The sequence below is a fragment of the Kitasatospora sp. NE20-6 genome, from assembly GCF_045862635.1.
Map to the genome: position 1 here is coordinate 104,719 of NZ_BPRL01000027.1, position 26,745 is coordinate 131,463.

The window sequence follows — 26,745 nt, forward strand, 5'->3', positions numbered from 1 at the left end:
CGGGGTTACGCCCCCTCGGCCAGCAGGGCGCGGATCTCGTCGTCGCTGAGGCCGTCCAACTCGGCTGCCAGTGAGTCGAGTTCGTCCTGACTGACGCCCTCCACCAGCAGCTGCTCGACCGCTGCCGCAGCCCCGGCGACGGTGAAGCCCTCGGTGAACAGCCGGTCCAGCGGCAGCTCGACGCCGTACGCGTCGTGCACGCCGGCGAGGAAGTGCACCAGCGCCAGCGAGGTGCCGCCCGCGTCGAAGAAGTCGGTGCTCTGGGTGGCCGGCGCCGCTCCGACGGACTCCGCCCAGATGCGGGCGACGCCCTCCTCGGTGGCGCTCACCGTCTCGCTCCCGGCGACGCGTCTCCGGAGGTGGCGGCGCTGCCGCGGGCGGGCAAGGCGTGCATGGCTGTTCTCCCTGTGCAGGTACGGCGGCGCGGCCCCTCCGCGGCGCGGGACGTGCAGGGCAGCGTCGGGCGCCGGCGGGGGCCGGGCGGTGAGGGGTGGGTGCGCCGAGGTCGGCGGACGGCGCGCGGGTGGTGCCCGCCAGCTGTGGGAGCGCTCCCACGTGGTGGTGGACCGCCGCTCCCGTCCCATCGGGCGACGCCATTTCAGCAGTGGGTCCGGGCGGTGTCAATGGATCGGGAGCAGCCCGTCCGGCCGCACCACCTGGGAAGTTCGGCATGCCCATGGCGGGTGGCGGCGGTGCGGTCGCCGCACCGGTGCGCCCGCCGGGCGCAGCAGCGCGGTCCGGCACGGGTTCACGACCACCCGCACGGCCACCGCCCCGCGCGACGACTGCCCGCACGGCCACCGCCCCGCACGGCCGCCGTCCCGCACACCGACCACCCCGCACACCGACCCGGGCCGCACGCCGTTCGAGCACTGCCTGCGGCTCTCCCGGCCGGACCGCATCGCGAGCTCCCCGCGCGCCGCCGCCGAACCCGCCGGGAACCGCGCCGGGCCGCCGTCCGGCCGAAGCCCGTCCGGCCGAAGCCCGTCCGGCCGGGCCCGCCGACGCGGGTCCGGGCACCCCGCAGACCGCCACGGACCGCCACGGACCGCCCCCAGCAGCGGCGTTCGGCACACGAACACCCGGGGGTGCCGAGCGCACCACCCCGCTCCCCGTGATATGTACTGCGTTCGAACGGCCGTCGAAAGGCCGGCTGACGCACCGACATCCTGGGGGCCCGCATGCCGCTCTTCCGCCGCCGCGACGACCGCGAGACCGCGGACGGTCCCGCCGGTCTGCGCGGACTCCTCCGCGGCCGGCCCGCCCACGACACGCTGGTGGCCGACCCGGCGTGCGGCGACGCGGAACTCTCCGCCCTCCGCGCCGCCGCCGCGGCCGGCGACTGGGCGGCCCTGCGGGACGGGCTGACAGGTGTCGAGGACGCCGCCGACCTCACCTGGATGCTCGCCGTCGTCTCCGAGACCCCCGGCATCGAGGCGTGGGCACCCGCCGCCGTCGCCGCCGAGCCGGACTCCGCCCTGCCGCTGCTCCTCTCCGGCGCCCGGCAGATCGCCTGGGCCTGGGAGGCCCGCACCAGCGCCCGGGCCGTGCACGTCTCCGAGGAGCAGTGGAAGACCTTCCACGAGCGGCTGGAGACCGCCGAGGCGCAGCTGTACGAGGTGGCCGAGCGGGAACCGCAGTGGCTCGCCCCCTGGTACTTCCTGCAGATCAGCGCCCGGGGCGCCTCGCTCGGCGCCGACATCGGCCGGTACCGCTTCGAGGCCGCGCTCCGCCGCCGCCCGGACCACCTGGGCTCGCACCGGCAGCGGCTCCAGCAGGTGTGCGCCAAGTGGGGCGGCTCGCACGAGGAGATGCACGACTTCGCCCGGACGGCGATGCTCTCCGCCCCCGAGGGCAGCCCGCTGGGCGAACTCGTCGCGCTCGCACACCTGGAGCACTGGCTCGACCTCGACCCCGGCGACGACCGGGCGTACATCCTCCGTCAGGACGTCCGCGACGAACTGCACGAGGCCGCCGACCGTTCGATCCGCCACCCCGCCTACGCGCGGCCGCGCGGCTGGAAGTCCGCCCTCAACACCTTCGCGATGGTGTTCCACCTCTCCGGGCAGCCGAAGGCCGCCGACCTGCTCTTCCGTGAACTCGACGGCACCGTCACCGAGTCGCCGTGGCACTACCTCGACAACGACCCGGTGAAGGCGTACCGCGCCGCCCGCCGGGCCTGCGCACGCTGACCCGCGCACCCTCCCCGGCGCCGCACCCCCGGCCCCGCACCCCTCCGTCGCGAAAGAACCCACGGTGTCCGAAACCGAGCGCACTCCGAGCGCCCACACCTTCCAGGTCGACCTGCGCGGCCTGGTCGACCTCCTCTCCCACCACCTCTACTCCAGCCCCCGCGTCTACCTGCGCGAACTCCTGCAGAACGCCGTGGACGCGATCTCCGCCCGCCACGCCCTCGACCCCGGCGCGCCCGCCGCCATCACCGTCCACACCGACGACGGGCTCACCGTCACCGACACCGGCGTGGGCCTCACCGAGGCCGACGTCCACACCTTCCTCGCCACCATCGGCCGCAGCTCCAAGCGCGACGCCGACGGCGGCCTCGACGGCACCGGACTCGCCGCCGCCCGCGGCGACTTCATCGGGCAGTTCGGCATCGGCCTGCTCGCCTGCTTCGTCGTCGCCGACGAGATCACCGTCGTCACCCGCTCCGCGGCCGCCGCCGACGCGCCCGTCGTCGAGTGGCGAGGCCGCTCCGACGGCAGCTACACCATCACCACCCTGCCGTCCGCCGCGAAGCCCGAGCCCGGCACCACCGTGCGGCTGACGCCCCGCGCCGACGCCGCCGAGTGGACGGCCCCCGGCCGCGTGCTCGAACTCGCCCGCAACTACGGCAGCATGCTCCGCCACGAGGTCACCGTGGTCGACCCGCGCGGCACCCGCACCCGCATCAACGCCACCCCGCCGTGGGCCGAACGGCACGCCTCCCCGCAGGCCCGCCGCGACGCCTTCACCGCGCACTGCCGCGCGGCCTTCTCCTTCACCCCGCTGGACAGCATCGAGCTCGACCTCCCGCTGGTCGGCCTGCGCGGTGTCGCGTACGTCCTGCCGGACGCCGCCCCGCCGTCCCGCCGCGCCGGGCACCGCGTGCACCTCAAGGGCATGCTGCTCTCCGAGCAGGCCGACGAACTCCTCCCCGACTGGGCGTTCTTCGTGCGCTGCGTCGTCGACACGGACGGCCTGCGGCCCACCGCCTCCCGCGAGGGCCTGTACGCCGACGAGACCCTCGCCGCCGTGCGCGACGCCCTCGGCGCCCGCGTCCGCGACTGGCTCACCGGCCTCTCCGCCAGCGACCCCGCCCTGCTCCACCGCTTCCTCGGCGTGCACCACCTCGCGGTGAAGGCCCTCGCCCGCCACGACGACGAGCTGCTGCGCATGCTGCTCCCGTGGCTGCCGTTCGAGACCACCGACGGCAACGTCACCCTCGACGAGTTCGCCCGCTCCCACCCCGTGATCCTGGTCGCCCGCACGGTGGAGGAGTTCCGCCAGGTCGCCCCGATCGCGGGCGCCGCCGGCCTCGGCGTCGTCAACGGCGGCTACACCTACGACCGCGACCTCGTCCACCGGCTGCCCGAGATCCGTCCTGGCAGCTCCGTCGCCGACCTCGACCCCGGCACCGTCACCGCCCACCTCGACACCGTCGACCCCGCCGCCGAACTCGCCGCCGCCGCCTTCCTCACCGTCGCCCGCGAGGTCGTCGGCCGCTTCGACTGCGACGTGGCCCTCCGCAGCTTCCACCCCACCAGCGCCCCCGCCCTGCTGCTCGACAACCGGGAGGCGCGCCACGAACGCACCCGGGCCCGGCTCGCCGACGAGGCCGACGGCCTCTGGGCCGACATCCTCGGCTCGCTGCGCTCCGAGGTGCCGCGCGCCCAGCTCGTCCTCAACCACCTCAACCCGCTGGTGCGGCGGGCCGCGTCCATCACCCACCGGGAGCTGGTGGTGACCGCCGTCGAGGCGCTCTACGGCCAGGCGGTGCTGCTCACCCGCCGCCCGCTGCGCGCGGCCGAGAGCGCCCTGCTCAACCGGTCGTTCATCAGCCTGCTCGACCACGCCATGCTCGGCCACGAGCCGGACGCCCCGCGGAAGGACGTGTAATGCTCGACACCAAGGAAGCCGTCCAGCAGGCCCTGCGGGACAACGACGCCCGCCCCTACGGCCGGACGCGGACCGTCACCGCCGAGGAACTCGTCGACGCGGCCGAGCAGTTCGACGACCCGGAGCTGTCCGCGTCGGCGCTGCTGGAGCTGATGGAGGCCTACGAGTACGACGGCGAGCCCCGCAAGGCGCCCGTCGTCTTCGCCCGCCTGCTCAGGCTCTGGGACACCCACCCCGAGGCGTTCGGCGACTGGGCACGCCTGCAGGTCCACTGGCGCTTCAAGTGGGTCGCCGCCGCGCTCCGCAGCACCCCCGACGTTCCCCTCGACGCGGTGCGCCGCTGGCACACCGAGATGCGCGACCGCTACCTCGCCGCCGAGTTCGACCTGCAGCCGTACTACGCGCAGCGCCACCACCTCGCCGCGCACACCGGCCTCGGCACCGACGACGCCTTCGACCTGTGGGCGACCCGCCCGCGCAGCCGCCTCAGCGACTGCACGGCCTGCGAGATCCGCGCCACCGCCCTGCACCACGTCCGCGCCGGTGACGACGCCCGGGCCCTGGCCGTCTGGCAGCCCGTCCTCGACGGCCGCAGCCCGTGCAGCGAGGAGCCGTACACCAGCCAGGCCCACGCCCTGCTGCCGCTGCTCCGCCGGGGCCGCACCGACGAGGCGCGCTCCGCCCACCTCACCGGCTACCGCTGGGCCCGCGGCAAGAGCAGCACCGCCACCCAGATCGGCCTCCACCTGGAGTTCTGCGCGCTCTCCGGCAACGAGCCGCGCGGCCTGGAGATCCTCGCCGAGAACCGCGACCTCTTCGACGGGCAGGGCGACCTGCTCGCCCGCCTGCAGTTCCTGACCGGCGTGCAGGTGCTCGCCGCCCGGCTCGGCGAGCTCGGCCACGGCGGCCTCGCCGTCGGCGGCCCGCCCGGCACCACCTGGACGGCCGACACCCTGCTCGCGCACGTCGCCGCCGAGGCCGACGCCCTGGCCGCCCGCTTCGACGTCCGCAACGGCAGCGACGCCGTCGGCGCGCGCCGACGCGAACGCCTCGCCCGGCGGCCGCTGCTCGACGAGCCCCTCGCGCTCGGCGTCCGCGCCACCGCCGTCACGGCCGCGGCCGGCACCGTACCCGCCGAGCCCGGCAGCCCGGCCCCCACGGCCGCGACGGCCCGCCGCACCCCCGCGGAGCCCGTACCGGAGGACTTCACCGCCCTCGTCGGGCGGGCCCGCGAACTCGCCCGGCAGACCCACCCCGACGCCACGGCGCTGTGGCAGCGGATCGCCGAGCGGACGGCCGCCGGCGACCACACCGCCGAGGCGGGCAGCGAACGCCTGCTCCGCGCCGAACTCGCCGAACGCGAAGCCGTGGACGCACCTGACGACGCCGACGTGTCGGCCGTGCAGGCGGCCCTGCGCACCGCCGCCGAACTCTTCGACGCCGAGGGGCTGCCCGGGCGGGCCCTCGGCGCGCGGGCACGCGCCGACGTCTCCGCCCTCGGCCACCGCAGCGCGGAGGGCAGCGGGGTCACGGCGGACTGGACGGTGCTGGACGCGCACCTCCAGCAGGCCGGCGACCTGCTGGCCGCAGGCCTGCTGGAGCCCGACGACCACCTGACCCTCCGGCAGGCCCGCGCCTTCGCCGCCCACCACGACGCGGTGGCGGCCCAGCCCGACACCGACCCCGACTCCCACACCGACTCCGACTCCCACACCGGCCCCGGCACCCCGGCCGAGGGCGACGCGCCCGCCCCGGCGGCCCCGCCCACCCCGCCCGCCGACGGGTCGGCGGCCGCGGCCACGGCCGAGCGGTTCGAGGACGCCGTCCGGCGGTTCGACACCGAGGTCGCCGCCTACCGGGAGGCCGCCGAGGGCTACGGCCACCTCCACCGGGTCGCCGCCGCCCTCCAGTTCAGCGGCGACCTGGCCGCCCGCCACGGCCGGTTCGAGCAGGCCGAGGCCGACCTGCAGCGCGCCCTCGACCTGGTGGACGCCGCCGGCCGCCCCTGGCGCGCCCCGCGCGTCCTCGGACTGCTCGGCCAGGTCAAGGCCGTCCAGGGCAAGAGCGCCGACGCGGTGCCGCTGCTGCACCGCGCCCTGGCCGAGAGCGCCCGGTGGGCCGACGACTCGTTCCCCGTCGCGGCGACGTACGTGATGCTCGGCCACGTGTCCGCCGACACCGGTGACCACGGCGGCGCCGTCCGGGCCCTGTCCGAGGCCGCCGCCCGCTTCGACCGGGCCGGCAGGACCGTGGACGCGGCCGGTGCCCGGCTCGAACTCGCCGACGTGCTCGACCGGACCGGACAGCCGGCGGACGCCGTCGCGGTGCTGGAGTCGGTGCTCGGCTCCGGTGCCGGGGCGGACCTCCCCGTGCGGCTCGCCGCCCAGGCCCGGCTGAACCTCGCCCGCGGCCTCTCCGGCCTGGGCGAACACCGCGAGGCGGCCGAGGAGTTCCTCCGGCTCGCCGACGTCACGGCCGGCTGGGAGGACGACCGGGACACCCACACGATGGTCGCCTGCGAGGCGACCGTCGCCCTCGCCGAGGCCGGCAGCTGGGAGGCCGCCCACGCCGCCCGCCTCCGCACCCTCGCCGCGCACGACCGGGCACCCCGGACCGACCAGGTCGCCGCGATGCTGCGCGAGACCGCCCGGCTCACCATGGAGGCCGAAGGCCCCGCCGGGCTCGACGCGGCCCTGGAACGCCTGGCGGAGGCCGACACCCTCCGCGAGCGCGCAGAGGCCGCAGGCGAGCCCGTCACCTCCTGGTACCTGATCGGCGCCGCCCACTACGAGCGGGCCCGGGCCTACGCCGTCGCCGAGCGGCACGAGGAGTCGCTCGCCCGGGCCGAGCGCGCGATCGCCGCCTACGGGACGGGCGGCCCGGAGGGCGAACGCCCCCGCGCCGAGGCCGTCCGGGTGGCCGCCCTCGTCGAGGGCGGCACGCTCGGCCGCACCGCCGACGCGCGGGCACGGCTCACCGCCGCGATCCGGCGCTGCTCCGGGCGGCCCGACCTCGCCGACGTCGTCGGGATCCTCACCGCCGTGCACGACCGCCTGGCCGCGCAGGCGGACTGACCCGGCGCCCGCCTGCCGTCCGCCCTGCCCCGCCCCGCTCCGCCGCGGGTCGGCGGCGGGCGGCTCGGCGCGGGCGGGCGTTCCCGGCCCCGGGAGCCGAACGGGTGACCCCCGGGGCGGGTCGGGCACCCGCCGCGCAGGGCCGTTGGGACGATGCGGCCATGGCATCCAGAACGGGCACTCCTGCCGGGGCCGCGGCTGCCGGCCTGGTGCTGGCGACCCTCGCTGCCGGGCAGTTCCTGATGGCACTCGACAGCTCGGTCATGAACGTCGCGATCGCGACGGTCGCCGACGACGTCGGCACGACCGTCACCGGCATCCAGGGCGCGATCACCGCGTACACGCTCGTCATGGCGATGTTCATGATCCCCGGCGGCAAGGTCGGCGTGCTGATCGGCCGCCGGCGCGCCTTCATGATCGGCTGCGCCGTGTACGGCTGCGGCTCCCTGACGACGGCCCTCGCACCGAACCTGCCCGTCCTCCTCCTCGGCTGGTCCTTCCTGGAGGGCATCGGGGCGGCGCTCATCCTGCCCGCCATCGTGGCGCTGGTCGCCGGGAACTTCCCCGCGGAGCGCCGCCCCGCCGCGTACGGGCTGGTCGCCGCCGCGGGCGCCGTGGCGATCGCGCTCGGCCCGCTGATCGGCGGCGTCGCGACCACGTACTTCTCCTGGCGCTGGGTGTTCGCCGGCGAGGTCCTGGTGGTCCTCGCCATCCTGCTCGTCGCCCGCCGCATCGCGGACGCCCCCGCCGGCGCCCGCTCCCGGCTCGACCTCACCGGCGCCGCGCTCTCCGCGCTGGGCCTCGGCATCTTCGTCTACGGCGTGCTGCGCTCCGCGGAGTGGGGCTGGTTCATCCCCAAGGCGGACACCCCGTCCTGGCTGGGGATCTCGCTCGTCGTCTGGCTGATGCTGGCCGGTCTGCTGCTCGTCTGGGTCTTCCTCCGCTGGGAGGCACGGCTGGCGCGGAGCGGCCGGGAGCCGTTGGTCGACCCCGCTCTCCTGCACAACCGGCAGCTCACCGGCGGCCTGACGATGTTCTTCTTCCAGTACCTCGTGCAGATGGGCGTGTTCTTCGTCGTCCCGCTCTACCTGTCGGTCGCGCTCGGCCTCTCCGCCCTCGCCACGGGCGTGCGGATCCTGCCGCTCTCGCTGACCCTGCTGGCCGCCGCGGTGCTGATCCCCCGCCTGCTGCCGGACGTCTCGCCGCGGCGGGTGGTGCGGTGCGGCGTCGTCGCGCTGCTCGCGGGCGCCGTCGTGCTGCTCGCGGCGCTCGACGCGGACGCGGGCGCCGAGATCACCACCGTGCCGCTGCTCCTCATCGGGCTCGGCATGGGCGCCCTGGCCTCGCAGCTCGGGGCGGTCACCGTCTCCGCCGTTCCGGACGAGCAGAGCGGGGAGGTCGGCGGGGTGCAGAACGCCGTCACCAACCTCGGTTCCTCCATCGGGACGGCACTCGCCGGGTCGCTCATGATCGCCGCACTGACGACCTCCTTCCTGACCGGCATCGGGAACAACCCGGACGTCCCGCCGGAGGTCACGGACAAGGCGACGGTCCAGCTGGCGAGCGGCGTGCCGTTCCTGTCGGACGCCCAGCTCACCACCGCGCTCGACGACGCCGGAGTCCCGCCGGAGGTCTCCGCGGCCGCGCTCGACGCCAACGCCGCGGCCCGCCTGGACGGCCTGCGGGCCGCGCTGGCGATCCTCGCGCTGGCCGCGACCGTCTCGCTGTTCTTCACCGGACGCATCCCCGCCACCCAGCCCGGCTCCACCACCTCCTGAGGGCGAGGGGGTCCGTCGGAGAAGGCGACGATCCGCGCGATTGTGACCGAGCTGGGCCGTAGTCCTTCGATCAGCTGGGAGATCCGGAGCAACTGTCATCCGGGGGCGCGGCCGTTACCACCCCCACGCTGCACAGGCCCGGGCCGGTGCCCGACGGCCCCGGCCGAAGACAGGGAAGATTGCCGATAGCCTGAAGCTGCGGGACTTCGTCCAAGACCGTCTGGACGTGAAGTGGAGCCCGGAGTGGATCTGCCAGGCTCTGCGCGCACGGTTTCCCAAGCGGCCGGAGACGCCCGTGGTCCACGAGATGGTCTACCAGGCCCTCCACGTCCAAGGACGCGGAGAACTGCGCCGGGAGCTTGCCGCCGTCCTGCGGACGGGTCGGGCCCGCCGCACACCGCGCCGTAAGACCCAGCAACGCCAGCCACGTTTCGCCACTCCGATGCTCATGTTCTCAGCGAATGTTCCGCTGAGGTCGAGGGCCAGGCGGTGCCCGGCTGCTGGGAGGGAGGCCTGATTATCGACAAGGACGGCGCCTCCGCGACCGGCACCCTGGTCGAACGCGCCGCTCGCTACGTGATGCTTCTGCCCATGCCCCACGGCCGCATTGCCGAAAAAGTCCGTGATGCCCTGATGGAAATTGTCCAGGCCCCGCTCGTATGCCTGGTGCGCTGGCTGGCCCTGGGACCAGGGCGCAGAGATGGCCGCACACAGCGCGTTCACCATGGCCACCGACATCCGGGTCTAATTCCGCGACCCAGCCAGCCCCTGGCAATGCGACTCGGACGAGGATACGAACGGCCTGCTGCGGCAGTACTTCCCCAAGGGCATCGATCTGAGAGTCGACGGAGTGGAGCACCCGGCCGCCCTCGCTGCCGAATTCAACGGCCGACCATGCAAGACGCTCGGCTGGGAAAACCCAGCCGAGCGTCTGCATAAACTGTTCGTTGCCTGATCAAACCAGCCACGTGTTGCAGTGACCCCTAGAAAACAATTGCACCTGGCGGGTGGCTTCAACCTTTCTGCTGCTATCCAGCAGAGCCGAATTCGCCAATGTGGAGAACGCTGCCTCCAGTGCCAGGGAGCACCATACGCCTCCATGGCTAGGGTTTCGTGACCTCAGGCGGCTCCGGGCCCGCTGAAGCAAGAGCCATGGGGCCAGACGGAGCGGCCGGATTGAACGACGCGGATAAGCTCACCCTCAAGCTTCCCAATTCGGGTCGATGGCCAGGAATCCCGATTTATTCGTTTCCGTGCCGCACCGCCCGATGATCTATTTCACCTGTGGAATTTCTGCGATGGAATATTGCCGCCCTTCTCAATCGGTGATGAGTTCATCGAGTCTGTCCACAGAATTGGACTCACCGAGCTCTTGAGCGGCAGCTACCAGCCGCTGGTAGTACGCGGACGTAATGGGCAGTTAATCCTCGTAAATCCACGAACACATGGTATGAAAAGCCAGCCCCTCCCCTCCTGTGCTCATCAGGTGATACACGTCGTCGATTACCTCCTGTGAGGTAAGGGGGGAATCTTCGAGGAGTCGTGTGATTGCAGACATCACGCGCTCATATTTCTCCATCGCAAGTGCGCCATACTTTGATGTGGGGAATCCAGTAAGAATCCTGCCGGTAAGAGGCTCGTATCGCACCTCTATTCGCACGCCGCGAACTTCTCCGAAGATTTCTTGAATGGCCGGATCGCCCTTTTTTGTTTTCAGGGTTCTCTCTGCATAATTTGCAGAGCCAGTCTTCCATGTGTACGTACTGTTTGGGCTGGTGGTCACGTCGGCGATGGCGTCAAGGGTGTCATCATTGCTCCACCCTTCAGGGGAGTGAGAATTTCCTGTTTCGCCGCCGTGCCGGTGCCCGTTGAGGATGTGATCGATTCGATCCTCAGGGACCAGATCGCGCCCGATTCCACAGGTGCTGTTGTGAACGAGGACAGGCGTCCCACCCGCCAGCACATAGTACGTGTGCTATGCGGCCCCTCTCCACCTGCTTTTTCGCAGGTCGGCGGTGATTTGACGGTCCGTCGGTGTCCGTGGATGTGCGCTGTCGTCCGTGGTTGTTGCCGTCGCTGCTGCCGTCAGAGGTGTAGACCAGTTGTGCTGTCGTCGGCCGCGCGCGTGATCCTACTGCCAGGCTCCGGGCTCAGCGTGGACGACGGTGCGCATGGTTTGCTCGTACGACTGGTGGCCGGTCTGCGCGCAGTGTCCGGCGATCCAGCGCGTCAGCTCCTCGGGGGTGTGCAGCTCACCAGAGGCGGCAGCGCAGTCCCGTTCTTCGCCGGTGACGCAGATCGCCTTGAAGGTCGGCAGCGCCATGGGGTCGGTCACGGTGGTCACGTGGTACTCGCGGAAGCGGTAGCGGGTGGTCTTGCCCATCAGCCTTCCCCCCGCCCGCTGAGGGGGCCGACGCTGGCAGGTTCACTCTCCTCGGCCGCCTCCTCCTGCGGCACCGGGATGCGTTCTCCGCGCGACTCGGCAACCCTGAGCGCGTCCAACAGGGCCTCGCTCAGCCGGCAGGCGAGCCAGCGGTACTCAATGGCCAACTGCGCCTTGGCTCCAGGGGCCAGGATGCCCCGGGCGTATTCCAGCAGCTCCTGACCCATGCAGAGCTGCACGGTTTCGATGCCGTCGGCGAGCGTCGAGATGTAGCCCTTGCCGTCGGTGCTCAGGTAGCAGGGGCGTCCGTCCTCGGTGGTCCATGGCAGCAGGCGGGGCCCCGCCATGCCCGACGCCGCTTCGTGCAACTCCCTGCGACGCAGACGGTCCGCGTCGCTCCTCGGTATGCCCGTAGTGGATCTCCGGCCTCGGTCGCTGGAACAGGACACGGCGACCGTAGCGACCTGACTACAAGTCAATCCACGGGCCCAGCTGCGCAGATCGCAACGCAGGGTCCGCGAACTGCCACGCTACGTAGCAGCTATCCGACGACACCCAGGTAGCCGGCCATCTCGCGCATGTCGCTGGTCAGCGTGCGCTTGCGCTTGCTCAGGATCTCCTGCATGGTCTCGGCCGCCGAGTTCTGGTGCCTCAGCCACTCGGGAGCGGCTTCACGAGCGCGGGTCAGCTCGTCCATGGCAGCCGAAAGGTCACCGGTTCGCGTATGGGCGCGCGCCATGTCCAGGGTGAAGCGATTCCCGTCGTTCGTGCTGGGCCTGCCCAGTCGCTTCCACGCCTTCGGCGACAGCTCGACCTCTTCGCCCGCCTTGCGCACCACCGCGCGGGCGTCCCCGACGACTATGGAGTCTTCGAGTGCCTTGATCGCGGCGGTCACCGGTCCGAAGACGGACCAGTGCCGGGAGACGTTGCGGTGCGCCGTGCCGACGGCGGTTGCCGCGACCCGCGCTGCCTGGCGGTACTCCTTGGCCTCGTCCGGGCGGTTGTTGCGTGCCGCAGCGGCTGCGGCCTCCATGGCCAGACCGCCCCGCACCGCGTAGTGGTCGGGCTCGGCGCCGGTGATCTTCGGCTCCACGACGCCCATGCTCTGGGCGGCGATCCGTTCCGCCTCCTCCAGTCAGCCTTGCCGCACCAGCAGCCAGCACATGCAGCCGACTCCGGAGCCGGCCGCGAGCAGGTCCCCGGCCTCCCGCGCGTCCGCGATGGCGCCTCGCAGGGCCGTGTAGGCGATGTCGTACTGCCTCACCTGCGTGAGGTACGTGCCGGCCAGGCGCAACGCCTCGGCGCGGGCGAGCAGAGCTTGCCGGTGCTCTTCGCCGCTGTCGTAGTGGGCGACGGCCCGCGCGGCGTCCCGCAACAGGCCGGGCAGTTAGGCGGCGACGCTCTTGTAGCTGTCGGAGAAGTACAGCACCCGCGCGTCTCGAACCGTTCGCGCGTAGGCGCGCAGGTTCGGTTCCTCGCCCACGGCCTGGGCGTCCTGGTCCACGAGCCCGACCGCCGGGGTGAGCGCGGCGCGAAGCTGGATGAGGTTGAGCCGGTTCGGCTCCTCCGCCCGTCCCGCGGGCTCCGGTGCGTCGGACGCGACGAGTGCCGCTGTAGGGATGCCCAGAGCGCGGGCCAGAGCGTGAAGCGTCTCCATGCGGACCGTTCCGCCCTGCTCGACCTTCCGCACGGTCGCCGGAGACAGGCCCGCCGCGTGAGCGAGTTCCTCCTGGCTCATCCCGGCGCGGCGCCGGTACTTCCGTACGTTGTCCGCGAGTTCCATCGTCATCTGCTCACCACCTCCAGCGCCACGGTACGCCTGGTGGGCGAACTGACCGGGCTCTCCAGGCAGATACCCACCCGAGACAGTGACCCACCGCCACGCGCAGCGTCGGGCACGCGGTTGACTGGAGCGGCGCGGGGCCGGTGTCACCGGCAGGCTGCGAGCCTGAGCGGGACGGGTCCCTCGTTGGTCGGGCAGCTTCGCCGGACCAGGGTTCTCCGGGGGCCGCCAAGGCTCACGCCGTGACGCTTGCGCTCAGCCTTGGCGGTCCCCGGGGGTTCCTGGTACGCCTCCGGGGACCGGCCGACGAGGGGCACGACTCGCGACCCACGACCATTCACCACGACGGTGCCGCACCAGTGCTCGGCCCCCGGTCCCTCGGAGGGAGGGCAAGGGGTGACGTAGAGACTTGCGGACTGCGCTGCTCTCGCTGGTGTTGCGCGCCCGGACGGGCGGGGGTGCCGCTGAGCGGGGCGGAGACAGGAGCGGGCGGCGGCCCCGCCGGGCCGGAGCGCGCGCGGCCCGCGACAGCGGGCCGCCTTGATCAAGTAAAGAAACTCTGGACGGCTCAGCCTCATGGGCCATCGCCTGCCAACATCTGAGGAGCGTCGGTGTCTCCTCAGCCGACCCGCTGAGAAGACACCGACGAGGCCGACATCGAAAGCGATCCAACGCCGGGTGGAAGATCATCCGCGAATAAGGCCGTCAGCCGTAGCCGTCAGACGACGAGCCTGCCCCTACGGAAGGGGTTCACAGCTTGGACGCGCTAGACGTAGCGTTCCGCCAGGGACTCAAGAGGATCTGCCAAGTTGCCTAGATCCCTCACAGCCCTCCCAAGAAATCCGATAGCCGCGCCCAGTTCAATGCCGTCAACCGTTTCCTCATGCAGAGTGAGTCTCCGTTCACCAAGCTCTCCAACTGCCTCGCCGAGGTCGGCTCTAATTTCAACAGATGCCGCGCACGAGGATTCTTCAATGAGGATTCCTGCAGTGATTTCGATCTCCTTGTGGTCTGCGAAATCAAGGCCGACCGAAACGGTGAATCGATGCAAAGAAGAAAACCTTACCGATTCCCCAAGCGGCTCAACAAGAATTTGATGAACCAATTCAACGTCACTGCCGAAATTATATTCACGAAGAATCCTGCGGGAGAATTCAGTAAGTTCTTCGTGGAGTTTCCCCAGGCTTGCCAGGGTGCTGACTACGACTTTCTGAGCATGCATCACTTGAGATACCTCCTATAAAAATTGCGACGCTGGCCCACTCGGGATGGGCCAGCGTCTCACGCGCCGAGTGGCGCGCCTACCAGGCCATGACTGTATGTACGATCCATGTCCCCTTGTGGCCGTCAGTTCCCTTATTCACGCGCCTGATGAGGAGCTGCAGATTATACGCATCTGAGACGTTTCCAGCGCTGTCGGCTACCCGACCAATGGGGCTACTGAACCGTCCGGTGAGCGTCCTTTCGGCTCCATGAGAGTTCTTGGCAGCCCAGGCGTTGAGATTTACACCGGAAAGAACGGAGTCGATGCTTGCCTGGGCAGTTCCTGGCGTCAGGCTCGATGCTTTGCCGCCCTTGAGGGTGGGCGCCCTGTCTTTCAGGTCCTGATCCGTCAGACCCACATGATCCTTTGCGTGCCCGCCCGCGACGTCGTAGTCCTTGTCGATATCTCCGCAGTTGTGGACGAGCACCGGGGTGGCCCCCGCCAGCACATAGTACGTGTGGAGGTCTCGGACAGTCAGGTTGAAGGCGGCCTGCAGCCCTGCCCAGTGGTCGGCCTTGGCGATGGTGACTGTCGCTCCGTCACTGGTCCGCAGTGAGTCGCCCGCCACCAGATCCGCAGCATCGAGCCATTGGCGCCGGTTCTCCGACCAGAACGGGTGGTGATCGGTTGCTGTCAGAGAACTTGTTGCGCCGTCGGCAGTCCGGATGGTGAGGGTGGTGAACTGGCGGTCGTCAGGCGTCGCGATGGTTGCGTCGACCTTGCGGGGTCCGGTCTCGCCGGTCTCAGGGTCGGTTGCGGTGATCTCGTCGCCGACTGCCAACTGTTCGATCGGCACCATCGAGCCGTCGGCTTCGAGGACAAGAGTGCCGGCGGGGAAGCTGTTCTTGCAGGTCTTGGGGTTGGTCGTGGGCTCGGCGCCCGGCTTCTTACCCATGAGTTTGTCGTAGCGGCCGGACGGCAAGTCACCGAACATGTCATTGATATTGCTGCCGGCGATGATCGCACCAGCGAGCATCCTGGAGTCACAGCTGTCGGCATCGACGCAGCCGAGGAAGAGGTCCCGGGCAAGGATGGACTGGGTGACAGTGCGGCCCTCGTCCGACATGGTGTTGTAGGCCGTGACGTCCAGGCACCCGAACCCGTGGATCCAACCATCGCAATCCGCTTCGATCGCCTTGTAGAGCGCGGTGCGGATCTTCTTAAACAGGTGGTGGCTGTTGCGGATGACGATTCCGGGATAGACCTCGGTGTACTTGCCGTCGGTGGGAAGTTCCTCCTGCGGCAGGTACTGCATGGTGCAGGATGCGCCTTCGCATCCGGTGCCGCCTCCGCCGTCGACCGGTGCCAGCCTGAGGCCGCTCGGATCGCTGTAGGCCAGGGGGTTGTTGTTGCTGTAGGTGTAGCCGGCGAGGGACTGCGGGTCGGCTGCGGCCAGGACGGGGTCGACCGAGATGAAGCGGCCGGTCGTGGGGTCGTAGTCGCGGGCTCCGAGGTGGGTGAGTCCGGTGGGTTCGGTGGTGCCGCCGAGGAAGCCGTGGGCGCCGGCCCAGCCGGTGGGCGGGGTGCCGCGTGTGCTGCCGAAGGGGGTGGTGCGGCGCTGGTCGACGGCGCCGGTGGTGGCGTTGATGTTGAGTTCGGCGGTGCCGTGGTGGTCGCCGGTCTGGAAGGTCAGGGTGTTGTCGTCGGTGCGGACGGCCGTGGCCGCGCCGAGGGGGTAGTAGCGGGTGGCGGCGGGCTTGGCCATGCCCTTGGTGAGCTTGAGCTCGGTGCCGCCGAGGTAGAGGGTCCAGTTCTCGGCGGTGGGGGCGGCGGTGTCGAGGTTGTGGGCGAGGAGGCGGTTGCCGTCGGCGTCGTAGAGGTAGTCGGTGGTGCGGTTGGTCGTGGTGGTGCTGCCGCTGGTGGTCTTGACGGTGTCGGCGACCTGGGTGAGGTGGTTCTCGGCGTCCCAGGTGAGCTTCTGGTCGCTGGACTGGTTGGCGGCGGGCTTGAGGTGGCGGTCGGTGGTGTTGCCCGCGAGGTCGTAGGCGTAGGTCTCGGAGACGGGGCTGCCGAGGGCGCCGGTGACGGTGGAGGTGTCTCCGAGCCGGTGGGGCTGGGGGTAGGTGTAGGTGCTGGTGGCGTCCTGCGCGGTGTTGCCGGCGGGGTTGTGCCGGGTCTCGGTGGCGCGGGTGCCGTCGGTGTTGTAGGTCCAGCTGGTCCAGTACGCGGCCGGGCCGCCGAGGGCCGCGCCGGTGGGCGTGGCCGGGCAGGTGTCGGCGGTGGGCGTGAACGCGTCGGTGACGCGGGCAAGGTAGTCGTACTGGTAGCACTGCCGGTCGGTGCCGGAGGCACTGGTGTCGGTCAGCGAGGTGATGTTGCCGGCCTGGTCGTAGGTGTAGCCGGCCTGACGGAGGACGGTCGTCGCGTTGGCGGAGGTGGTGGCCGTCTTCAGCCGCTGGGTGCCGGCCTCGTAGTCGTTGGTGACGTAGACCAGCTTGTTCGCCGTGCCGTTGGACAGGGTGGCCTGCAGGGGCTTGCCGACGTGGTCGTAGATCTGGCCGGTGAGGTAGGTGTTCAGGCCGGAGGCCTTGATCGGCCGGTGGAACAGGTCGTAGGTGAAGTTGACGGTCTCGGCGGCGAGGTTGCCGGCGGCCGGGTAGGAGGCGGACTTGGTCGTTCCGTCCGTGTTGTAGGTGGTGATGGAGTCGTAGGTGCCGGCGAGGTTCTGCTGCCCGTTCGGAACGGACGGGACGGTGTAGCTGATCTTGCGGGGGCGGTAGAGCGGGTCGAAAACGGAGTAGGCGGTCTTGTACTCGTAGGCGGTGCCGCCGACCGTGGTGAAGCGGCTGGTGGAGGCGAGTTGGCCCTTGTAGCCGGTCGGGTCCCAGGTGCGGGAGGTCAGCAGCGGCCCGGTCGGGGAACCGTCACGGGTCTCCAGGGAACGGCCGAGGTTGTCGTAGACGGTCGCGATCGTCTTGCCGCGCCCGTCGGTCGTCGAGGTGACCTCGCCCCGGGTGTTGTAAGCCTTGATGCCGGTGCCGGTGTCGGGGTCGACGGCCTTGGTCTGGCGGCCGAGCTGGTCGTACAGCCAGGTCCACTCCGCGCCGCCGGGGCCGGTGAGGCCGGTCATGTGGCCGGCCGGGTCGTAGCTGTAGCTGGTGGTGTCGTAGGCGGTGCCGGCCCCGGGCGGCGAGGCCTTGTACTGCCTCAACTCCGTGGTGCGTCCGGCCGCATCGCTGATCGTGGTGGTCGGTGTCGCGCCGGCGGGCGGAGTGACGGTGACGCGGTCGCCGCCGTACTCCGTCGTCGTGGTGGCCAGCGGGGTGCCGCTGCCCGTCAGGACGGTGGACTTGGTAACGCGTCCCAGGCCGTCGTACTCGCTGCGGGTCTGGGTTTCGACGCCTGCGGCGTCCTGCAGGGTCTTGGAGGGCGCCCCGGTGGCGTAGTAGGGGGCGTAGGCGAGGACGGTCTGGCCGCGCTCGTCGTAGAACGTGTCGGCGATCAGGCGTCCGCCGCTGTCACCCGGGCCCTGGGTCTGCCGGGTGCGTCCGAAGCTGTCGTAGAGGGTGTAGGAGGTCTCCTGCGACTTGTCGTTCGCGAGCGTCTTCGTGGAGACGGCGGTGATCTGCTGGTCGGCCAGAGTGTAGGCGTACTCGTAGTTGGGAACATTGCCGCTGGAACTGGACTGGTCGGGCAGCCAGACCTTCAGAACCCGGCCGAGCGCGTCGTACGTGCTGTCGGTTCTCTTCGTGTTGGCGTCGGTGGCGGTGACCGTCTGGCCCCGCAACAGGTCGAAGGTGTCCGTCGTGACCTGGGTGGTCGTACTGTCGGTGGCCTTGGCGGGCGGTGAGGTGATCACCGACTGTGTCGGACGACCGGAGGCGGGGGTGTAGACGGTGGTGGTGGTGCGGGCCTCGGGCAGCGCGGTGCTGGTGCTGGTGCCGGTGGTGTTGTCGACGGCGGTGCTGTTCGCGAGTTCGGTGGTGGACAGCACACGGCCGTACACGTCGAACGTGCTGGTGTTGTCGAGGTAGGTGGCGGTGGCCGAGGTGCGGCTCTTGAGGGCTCCGGTGACGGTGATGTCGCCCTTGGTGGGGGCGCTGCCGTAGGCCTGGCCGTCGAAGCGGATCCGGTTGTCGGTGAGGACGGCGGAGGTGCCGTCGGCCTTCGTCACGCGATCGACGGTCGTGGCGCAGTCCGCGGCGACGGTCTCGGTGCGGATCGCACCGACGAGGATCCAGGCGGTGGCGTTGTCGGCGTAGGTCGTGCGGGTGCACCGGTTGTCGGCAGCCACCGCGGTGTCACCGAGGTCCTCGCTCTGGGTGGCCCGGCCGTAGGCGTCGAACGTCGTATTCGTTCGTGTCTCGCGCCACGCCGCACCGACGCCTTGGTCGAGGGAGGTGAACGCCCTGGTGACCTGGGTGCCGGTGAGGTTTGCGGTGGTGGTGCCCCAGTCGCGGACCCTGGTGGCGGTGGTCTTCTTCCACGGCGTGTTGACCGCCTTGGTGAGGATCTTGCCGGCGGGCTTGTCGTACTGCTCGGTGCGGTACTCGAACCCTGCCCACGCCTGGTCGTCGGTGAGCGTGGTGCCCTGGCCGTCGGGGACGGTGACGGTGCGCTTCTGCGTCTTGTCGGTCGGGCTGGTGAGGTCACCGTCCATGCCGCGCAGGAACCAGTGGTCGGTCTGCGTGGACATGGCGGTGGTGCCGCCGGTCTCGACCTTCACGTGGGCGTAGCCGCGCCACTGGGACCAGGTCTTCAGTTTCTCCTTGGTGATGCCGTCCAGGTCGTCGAAGTGCCAGGCCGCATCACCGAGGTAGGTGTAGTGGGTGACCATGTCGGGGGCGTGGCCGGTGCGGTCGGTGCCGATCACCGACTCGACCACGTACTTGTTGAACCACTCGGTGGTCACCGGGGTGTCGTTGTTCGGCTGGTACTGCTGCGGGAAGCAGCGCGTCACGTTCGTCTGCGGCGTGGGCAGGCTGTTCTCGTTGCAGGCCGCGGCGGAGTAGTTGACGTCGATCTGCCCGCCGAGCTCGTCGGTGACGGTGCCCAGCCGCTGCTTGATGAACGGCAGGCGGCCGTCACCGGTGCGGTCCATCCGGTTGATCAGCTGCTTGTAGGCCAGCGTGGTCTTCGGGAGAGCAGCGGTGGGGGTGGTGGCGGTTCCGGTGTGCAGGATGGTGTCCAGCAGCAGCTGGTAGTCGAAGTCGGCCGTACCCCACTTGTGGGTCAGGTCCCAGGTGTCCATGCCCTTGTACGTGCCGTCGCCCTGCAGGGTGGAGGCCACGACCTGGGTCAGGCGGGTGCGGGTGAAGAACGAGGGGCTGAGCACACCGGTGCAGTCGGTGTTGTCCTTGCAGTTCTGGTCCCACGGAGTGTCGTACCAGTACTGCCTGTTGGTGTCGATGCTTGCCGCGTCGCACAGCGCTGCGGTGGTCTCCAGGCAGCGCTCGGCGGTCTTGAACTCCACCTTCGCCATCGGCTTGACCGTCGCGGAGTAGAGGTCGCTCTGGCGCTGGCCGTACTCGATGTGGTCCAGGCGTCCGCCGCGCACGTAGGGGGTGCGATCGGTGGCCTTGAGGTTGCGCCCGTAGTTGTTGGTCTCCGGGGTGTACCAGTACGTGATGTCGTTGCCGTGGGCGTCGACGACCAGGTCGAGGTTCCACCGCCAGCCCTGCTGGCACCACGAGGAGCCGAACCCGGCGGCGTTGTAGCAGGGTTCGCCGGCATTGTTGCCGAACACCGGCACCGTGTAGACGGACTTCGTCTCCGCCTTGCCCGAGGTCCAGTTCGTCAGCCGGTTGTAGCCGAAGAAGTAGCTGGTGCCGTCGGGGGTGGTGGCCTTGAAGTACTCGCCGTCGTTGTCGCCGTTGCCGCGGCCGGTGTCCCGCACCCGGACGACCTTGGTGTTGTCGTCGCCCTTGATCCGCCACTCGTCCGCCGAGACGGGGATCAGCTCACCGGCGTGTCCGGCGAAGGAGATCGTCGCGTTGTCCGTCGCCCAGCACTGGTCACCGGGGTCGGAGCCGTTGGTCTTCGGTGCACCGTCGTCCGCGCACGCCTTGTAGGAGCGTTCCACGGAGCCCGAGTCCAGCGTGAAGCCGTCGCCGGCCCAGGACCCCTGGTTGTTGGAGTTCGACGTGCGGCCGTCGACACTGCCCGAGTCGTACGCGAGACCGACCTTCGGGGTCAGGCCGCCGGGCATCGAGGTGAGCGGCATGTCGTAGGACCACGTGAACGAGCCGCTGTTCAGCGACGTCGACCATGTGGAGGCCGCCGACAGCGGCGTCGCCTTGTAGTCGCCCGTCGGACCCGCATCGCCTGCGGTCGCCGCGAGCACCGTCACCCCGCCCGACGCGGACTGCACACGCAGCTGCCCCACCGGAGCGGCAGGTGCGGTCAACGGCACGGCATCGGCGGTGACGGCCTGGTGCTCGGTGTCGTTGCCGCCGTCGAGCTGCGTCTGCACCCGGCACTCGGGCTTCTCGGGTGTGGTCAGTGCGCACGTCGGCAGCTGTACCAGGTGCAGGCGCGCGCCGAACCCGGCGCCGACGGCCTGGGCGAAGCCGGAGTAGTCGACGGCGACCCTGGCGCTCGTGCCGGCAGGAGCGCCAGGAGCGGCAACGGTGAGCAGGACGCCGGAGATGCCGGCCTTGCGGGCCGTTTCCTGGTCGAGGATCTTGACGTCGGCGGATGCCGTGGTGCTGCCACCCGTCGCGGTGAGGGTGACGGGGAGATCGCCGGCCCTGACCGGCTTGCCGACCGGTGCGGTGACCTTCGCGGTGGCGGCCTTGGGCCAGGAGGTGTGCTTGGCCTCCGGCTTGCTGACCGTGGTGTCGGGCTTGCGGGCCTTGACCTTGGCGTCGCTGACCCTGACCGGCTTGCCCGGTGACGGAGAGGCGGGTTTCGCGGAGTCGGCCGCGGTCGCAGCCACGGCCATCGGGAGCGTGGGCAGCAGAGACCCGACCAGGACGGCTGCCACCACGGCAGCCGTCCTCGGCCGGGACCGCCGCCAGGCAGCCCTGTTGTTCATCATGGACATGTTCCTCAGGTAGGCGCCCCACGTACAGGAGCGCTGTCGGTCGGGCGCCACAGCGGTGGGGCCCGGAAGACTGTCGCCCTCGCCGTTGCGGCGCGGGCGGAGCACAGGGGGAAGCAGGCCGGGCAGCGATCGCTGCCCGGCCCGTGTGGAGCCGCGGTCAGACCGGACGCCGGGTACTGGTCAGAACGACGTCGACAGGGCGCTGACCTGCTCGCCGGTCAGAACACCCTGGTAGACGCGGACGTCGGCGAGTTCTCCGGAGAAGTACTCCCCCCAGGCGCCGGGTGCCCCGGTACGGCCGAACTGCAGGCCGCTGCCGGCCGCGTCGAACGGCCGGTACGAGGAGAGCGACAGGCTTCGGCCGGCGCAGGACAGGTTGCTGGTCTCGCAGCCTGGCCGGTCCAGGTCGCCGTTGACGTAGAGCGCAAGGCTCCCGGCGAGGCCGTCGTAGACCAGTCCCAGGTGCGACCACAGCCCCCACTCACTGTCCGGGACGTGCGTGATGGTGGTCTGGGCGGCCCCTGCCGTGTCGGTGGACCGCACCGACGCCTGCCACTCACCCAGGTGCGCGCCCGTACCGGGATCGTCTCCGAGGTAGTGCCAGCGCAGCGTCACCGAACCGCCGTACGCGCCGGGTACGGACAGGACCGTCATGTCCCGCCCGGGAGCACCCGCGGTGGCCGCCCACACGGACAGGCTGAAACTGCGGTCCGGGTGGAGCAGGGTGGGGGTGTTCTCCGCGAACGCGGTGGTGCCGTCGAGCGTCAGGCTCCCGCCGCCCATCACACCGCCCGACGTGTTGGCTTCGGCGCTGCCGCCGAGGACCGTGGCGGTACCTCCGGTGATCTCGTTCGGCGAGGCGAGCGGGTTTCCGGTGGCGGTGGCGAGCTTCCACCGGCCCAGCAGCTGGGGGGTGCTGTTGACGAGGTCGCCGACCTCCGGGGTGGTGATGACGCGGTCCCAGACGCGGACGTCGTCGATGTCACCGCCGAAGAACTGTTCGTCGGCGCCTTCACGGGAAGCGGCACCCAGTTGGAGCGGTCCCGGGGTCGGCCACGGGGTGGTCTGCGTGTAGCCGGTCTCACCGGCCAGGTAGCCGTTGACGTAGAGGCTGATCTTCTGTGCGACTGCGTCCGAGACCCCGACGAGGTGGGTCCACTGGCCGTCGGTGGCACCGAAGCACGGCGTGGTACCGACGGGAGCGGTGCAGGCCGCCTGGTTGGCGCTGATCAGGGTGGCGCCGGTCGAGTCCTCCTTGTAACGGCCGAAGACCCACTTCTTCGCATATGCCGAGTAGTAGAGGGACAACTCGCTTTTGTGCAGGCCGGTCTGGTTGAGCACCACACGGGCGGTCGTCGAACCGTTGGTGATCGCCGGCAGGCGAACCCATGCCGCCACGGAGAAGCTCTTCGTCGCGTCGACAGCAGGGCGGGTGGTGCGGGCGGTGTCGTCCGTGCCGTCGAACGTGACGGCGCTGCCGCTGACACCGGTGGCGATGCCGGCCTGGGCTCCGCCGTTCAACGTGAGGGTGTCGGTCTCCGGGGCGGCCGACACCGAGGTGGCACCGGCTGCCTCGTCCAGGTGCCATACGCTCTTGGCCGGCACTCCGGTGGTCAGCGGCTGGTCGGTGGCGACCTTGGTGATGTCTGCCGGGCTCAGTGCGCGGTCCCACATCGTGACTTCGTCGATGGAACCGGACCACGGAGCAGCCCACAGCTTGTTCCAGCGGTCACGCCCGATCTGAAGAGTGGCGTGGCCGTCCCAGACGGAGGACGGGACGACGGCCGAGCCTGCGGATGTGCCGTTGACGTACAGCCGGATCGTGTTGGATGCCTTGTCGTAGACCCCGGCGAGGTGGGTCCACTGTCCGCTCGCCGCGGTAGCGGTGGAGACGACGTAGGTGCTGGTCGAATCCAGGCCCGCGCTGTCGCTCTGAACCTTGAAGGACCAGCGCGGGTCGGTGCCGACCATGCCGATCCCGAGGGTGAACGAGAAGAAGTCGGCGCCGTTCTGGCTGACTGCGACGCGAGTGGTCGCCGCAGTGTCCGGGCGCACCCATGCCGAGACCGTGTAGCTCATGGACGTGTTGAGGACAGCCGAGTCGGTCTGGGCGTAGCCGGTCGAAGCAGCGCCGTTGAATGTCAGGGCCTGGCCGACATGGCCTGCCGCACCCGCAGTGACTGTGCTGCCGAGGGTTGCGGTGGCGCTGTTGCTACCACCTGCGAGGGTCGTGTTGCCGGCGGCTTCGTCCATGGCCCAGCCGTCCCGCTGGCCCTGCCCGTTCAGCACGTTGAAGTAGTACGTCTCCAGCTGGGACGACACGCCCGCGCCGCTGATCGCCCGCACCGACAGCAGATGCGGGCCGGGCTTGTCCATGAGGATGCTGATCGTCTGCGGGGCGCCGGCGGTCGTGGCCACCTCGTGGGCCGCGGACGCGGCGGTGTCCAGGCCCCACTGGTACTTCACGACGTTGGTCTCCACCGCGTCGATGGTGAAGGTGCCGTAGCGGCCCACGCCGTCGACGGGCGGGACCGATCCGGCGGACGTGCTGATCGGATACGTGCTGGAGGTGACGCCTGGCCCTGTCGGGATCGAGGCGTCGACCCGAACGTAGCAGGCGGTCGGGCTGCCGTCGGAGTTCCACGGGCCCCAGGCCGCGCCGTCCCAGGCCCGTGCCTCCCAGGTGAAGGACCGGTCGGTCGGGGTGTTCGCGGGTGGTGTCAGGTTGAAGAGCGACCCCGACGCCTTGAACGTGTTCGACGCCGGAACGGTCGCCTCGGTGCCGGTGTTCCACCAGCGGCGCTTCCAGCCGGTGCCGTCGTCCCAGCCGAGCGCGAACTGCGCCCCGATCGCCTCGCCGTCCGGGTCCTTCAGCACTGCGGTCAGTTGCGGCACCGTCTGCACCTGCACCGCCGTACCCGAGCACACCGAACCCGGCTGCATGGACAGGTCGGTGTTGGCGGGCTGACGGGGCGGCAGGTTGTAGTACACCTGAAGGTAGGCGCCGTCGGTGAACTTCTTCCAGCCGTTCAGATCGCTCTCGTTGGATGCCCTCAGCCCGAACGCGGAACTCTGCCACCCCCAGTTCGCACCGTCCTGCACCAGCGTGCGCACGGCGTCCGAGGATTCCCCGCCGAACTCCAGCCAACCGCCCGCACTGCAGGAACTACCCGGACCGCTCCAGCCCTTCGCATCGGTGATCGTCTGCAGGTACCGGCTCCAGAACGTCGAGTTGTTCTGCGAGTTCCACGTCAGTTTGTTGCCGAAGTAGCCGGTGTTCCACAGCTCCACCGGCGTCTTCTGGCAGCTGTACGACCAGCTCTCGTACGCGCCGAACGTCGCCTTGAGGATTTGCTTTCCGACAAACTGCCCTGTCGGGAACTGGAAGAACGCCCGCTTCACATCAGTGGGCTGGCACCGGGTGGTGTCACCGCAGTAGCCGACACCCCAGTCGTGCACCTCGTCCGAGTTGTAGGTGAAGCGGGGGTACGCCTGCGTCGGGTAGTACTTCGACACACCTGCCCAGGCGGCAGCGTGCGGGGTGTCCCACGCCGGGTCGATCATCACCGGGAACACCGTCGTCGGATCGTCCAGCATCGCCTGGTCCGGTGTCAGCACGAGCTGGTCCTGCGCAGCGGGAAAGTCGACTGCAATCCTCGCCACTCGCGTACCCGCAGCGGGCGCAGCGGTTGCGGAAGCAGCAGCGGCGGAAACGGCCGGTACGGCGGTCGCCGCGGAGCGGCCCGCTGCCTTCGCACCGTCGGTGGACGGCGACACCGACGGCGCACCGGAGGCGGACGCCGCGACGGATGCGGCCGGAGCGGTGGCCCCGGTTGCCGGGGGCGCGGTTGTGGTGGAGTCCCACATCACCGGCACCGGCGCCTCGAAGACCGTACCGCCGGCCCCCGTGTCCACAGCCGACAGGGAGCCGTCGGCGGCCTCCTCGATCCGCAGGCCGTCGCCCTTCATCCCCAGACGCAGCGCGTCCAGGGCGGGGTTCTTGGCTGCCTCGGGGGTGTGGACGACGAAGACCTGGGTGAAGCCGGTACGGGTCGCGGTCAGCTTCAGGTCGACGTCGGGCAGGATTGCGCGGTACTCCGCCGTCGCGCCGTCGATGACCGGCTCGGGCAGCGGCTGGGGCCAGGACAGGCTCAGCGATTTTCCGGCGGATGTCATGCGCACCAGTGGTGCGCTGCTGCCGCCTCCGGAGAACGTCACGTCGGCAACCGCGGCTTTCGGGGCGACGGTGCCGTCCGCCCGTTTCTGCAGCGCCGGGTCGATGTCCACCCACCCGCCGGCGCGGCGTACCCGCTGCGGCTGCGCGTAGACGGTCGACTTCAGGCGGCCGTCGGGCTGTGCGACGACGTCGACCGAATCCGTACGCATCGACGGCACGTCGACCGGTTTCCCGGTCCGCTTCGCCTCCGCGACCGCGATGCTCTCCACGGTCCCTGTCGACGGCTTGGCCGACGACGACCCCGAGGCGGGCACGTCAACGGTTCGCGCGTCTCCGGCGGCTGCAGCCGGAACAGCACCCGCCGCCCCGGCACTTGCTATCAGACCGGCGGACAGGCATACCGCGAGCGCTCGGCGCCCCGCGGTCCACCCCCACCGGCCGTGGTCACTTTCAGACCCCATGAACGGCACTCACTCACGCTTGGAGATTCGACTGCGAAGCCTCGGGTACGCACACATGGGCAGTCAACGACAAAATTCGTCTGACCAGCATGTTTTGACGCTCCGTAACCAGACGCATGCGACCAAGGAGGGAGCAATCAGGACCAGATGACCCAAGCGATGTGCCGCATATCACACTGCTGTCGTCCCGGGCGGAGACCACCCGAGGAACCTGCACTCAGCGGGTCTCTGCCCTCGCCGTGACAGTCCGGCCGCGCCCCGTCGGCGGCCTGCCACCGGGCGTCGAACGTCAGTGGGGCCGGGTCGGGCCGGGCGGCGGTCCGTCAGTGATGTCGGTCCGGGACGGGACCGTGTCCGCATGGCCGACATGGAAGGGGCGGTCGCGGAGAGCGACGCCGAACTCGCAAACAGCCTGCCGTAACCCGAAGACCGTGCCGTGCCGTGCCGTGCCCTGCCCTGCCCTGCCCTGCCCGAGGATCTCGGGCAGGGCATGCTCCGCGTCCAGCGACGTCGTCGTCGGCGACGCCCGGCCCTGAGTCTGCGGCGCGGCGGGGGCCGGGCCCGGCCGGGCGCGGGGGAGCGCCGCGTTAAGGATCCGTCAAGGTTCACCCCGCCGCTCCGGCCCTCAGGGTCCGCGGCCGCCGCCCGGGGGTGCTGCCGGGCGGGCCGCGCGGCGGGTGCGTCCGGGGTCCGCGGGTCGGCGGCCGGCCGGTCGGCGCGGCTC

Annotated in this window: 14 protein-coding genes; 4 read left to right on the forward strand and 10 right to left on the reverse strand. The window is 70.5% G+C overall.

Features of this window, described 5'->3' with window-relative positions; translation table 11 throughout:
* Positions 1-5: 5 nt before the first annotated feature.
* The gene (locus tag SNE206_RS20535) at positions 6-329 is read right to left on the reverse strand and encodes a phosphopantetheine-binding protein (protein ID WP_407914893.1); all 324 of its coding nucleotides are present in this window, start codon (positions 327-329) and stop codon (positions 6-8) included.
* 852 nt (positions 330-1,181) lie between these two features.
* Here SNE206_RS20535 and SNE206_RS20540 point away from each other — a divergent pair.
* From SNE206_RS20540 to SNE206_RS20555, 4 genes are all read left to right on the forward strand, one after another.
* Complete coding sequence (locus SNE206_RS20540; protein WP_407914894.1) at positions 1,182-2,192, forward strand: hypothetical protein; 1,011 nt, start codon at positions 1,182-1,184, stop codon at positions 2,190-2,192.
* Between the two features lie 64 nt (positions 2,193-2,256).
* Positions 2,257-4,116, forward strand: a complete 1,860-nt coding sequence (locus SNE206_RS20545; protein WP_407914895.1) for an HSP90 family protein — start codon at positions 2,257-2,259, stop codon at positions 4,114-4,116.
* Positions 4,116-7,190 carry a hypothetical protein gene (locus SNE206_RS20550; protein WP_407914896.1) on the forward strand — a complete coding sequence of 1,025 codons (3,075 nt, stop codon included), beginning with the start codon at positions 4,116-4,118 and terminating at the stop codon, positions 7,188-7,190. The genes SNE206_RS20545 and SNE206_RS20550 overlap by 1 nt, the downstream gene beginning before the upstream one ends.
* Positions 7,191-7,351: 161 nt before the next feature.
* On the forward strand, positions 7,352-8,968 hold the full coding sequence (locus SNE206_RS20555; protein WP_407914897.1) for an MFS transporter: 1,617 nt from the start codon (positions 7,352-7,354) through the stop codon (positions 8,966-8,968).
* Positions 8,969-10,388: 1,420 nt separating this feature from the next.
* Here the strand turns inward: SNE206_RS20555 and SNE206_RS20560 are convergent.
* From SNE206_RS20560 to SNE206_RS20600, 9 genes are all read right to left on the reverse strand, one after another.
* Entirely contained in the window at positions 10,389-10,931 is a 543-nt protein-coding gene (locus tag SNE206_RS20560) for a hypothetical protein (RefSeq protein ID WP_407914898.1), read from the reverse strand.
* Between the two features lie 168 nt (positions 10,932-11,099).
* Complete coding sequence (locus SNE206_RS20565) at positions 11,100-11,351, reverse strand: hypothetical protein (protein ID WP_407914899.1); 252 nt, start codon at positions 11,349-11,351, stop codon at positions 11,100-11,102.
* Positions 11,351-11,719: a hypothetical protein gene (locus SNE206_RS20570; RefSeq protein WP_407914900.1), complete on the reverse strand. Its 369-nt coding sequence runs from the start codon at positions 11,717-11,719 to the stop codon at positions 11,351-11,353. Before SNE206_RS20570 ends, SNE206_RS20565 begins: the two co-directional genes overlap by 1 nt.
* 173 nt (positions 11,720-11,892) lie before the next feature.
* The gene (locus SNE206_RS20575) at positions 11,893-12,444 is read right to left on the reverse strand and encodes a hypothetical protein (protein WP_407914901.1); all 552 of its coding nucleotides are present in this window, start codon (positions 12,442-12,444) and stop codon (positions 11,893-11,895) included.
* A 42-nt stretch (positions 12,445-12,486) separates the two neighbouring features.
* Entirely contained in the window at positions 12,487-12,726 is a 240-nt protein-coding gene (locus SNE206_RS20580) for a hypothetical protein (protein ID WP_407914902.1), read from the reverse strand.
* Positions 12,727-12,738: 12 nt separating this feature from the next.
* The gene (locus tag SNE206_RS20585) at positions 12,739-13,140 is read right to left on the reverse strand and encodes a helix-turn-helix domain-containing protein (RefSeq protein ID WP_407914903.1); all 402 of its coding nucleotides are present in this window, start codon (positions 13,138-13,140) and stop codon (positions 12,739-12,741) included.
* A 760-nt stretch (positions 13,141-13,900) separates the two neighbouring features.
* Positions 13,901-14,359, reverse strand: coding sequence for a hypothetical protein (locus SNE206_RS20590; protein ID WP_407914904.1), 459 nt, complete (start codon positions 14,357-14,359; stop codon positions 13,901-13,903).
* Between the two features lie 76 nt (positions 14,360-14,435).
* On the reverse strand, positions 14,436-21,326 hold the full coding sequence (locus tag SNE206_RS20595) for a polymorphic toxin-type HINT domain-containing protein (RefSeq protein ID WP_407914905.1): 6,891 nt from the start codon (positions 21,324-21,326) through the stop codon (positions 14,436-14,438).
* A 237-nt stretch (positions 21,327-21,563) separates the two neighbouring features.
* Positions 21,564-25,829, reverse strand: a complete 4,266-nt coding sequence (locus SNE206_RS20600; RefSeq protein WP_407914906.1) for a LamG-like jellyroll fold domain-containing protein — start codon at positions 25,827-25,829, stop codon at positions 21,564-21,566.
* Positions 25,830-26,745: the final 916 nt, after the last annotated feature.

Coding starts and splice junctions, on each gene's coding strand:
- SNE206_RS20540 (WP_407914894.1), top strand. CDS start 1,182: ATGCCGCTCTTCCGCCGCCGCGACGACCGCGAGACCGCGGACGGTCCC.
- SNE206_RS20550 (WP_407914896.1), top strand. CDS start 4,116: ATGCTCGACACCAAGGAAGCCGTCCAGCAGGCCCTGCGGGACAACGAC.
- SNE206_RS20555 (WP_407914897.1), top strand. CDS start 7,352: ATGGCATCCAGAACGGGCACTCCTGCCGGGGCCGCGGCTGCCGGCCTG.
- SNE206_RS20565 (WP_407914899.1), bottom strand. CDS start 11,351: ATGGGCAAGACCACCCGCTACCGCTTCCGCGAGTACCACGTGACCACC.
- SNE206_RS20585 (WP_407914903.1), bottom strand. CDS start 13,140: ATGACGATGGAACTCGCGGACAACGTACGGAAGTACCGGCGCCGCGCC.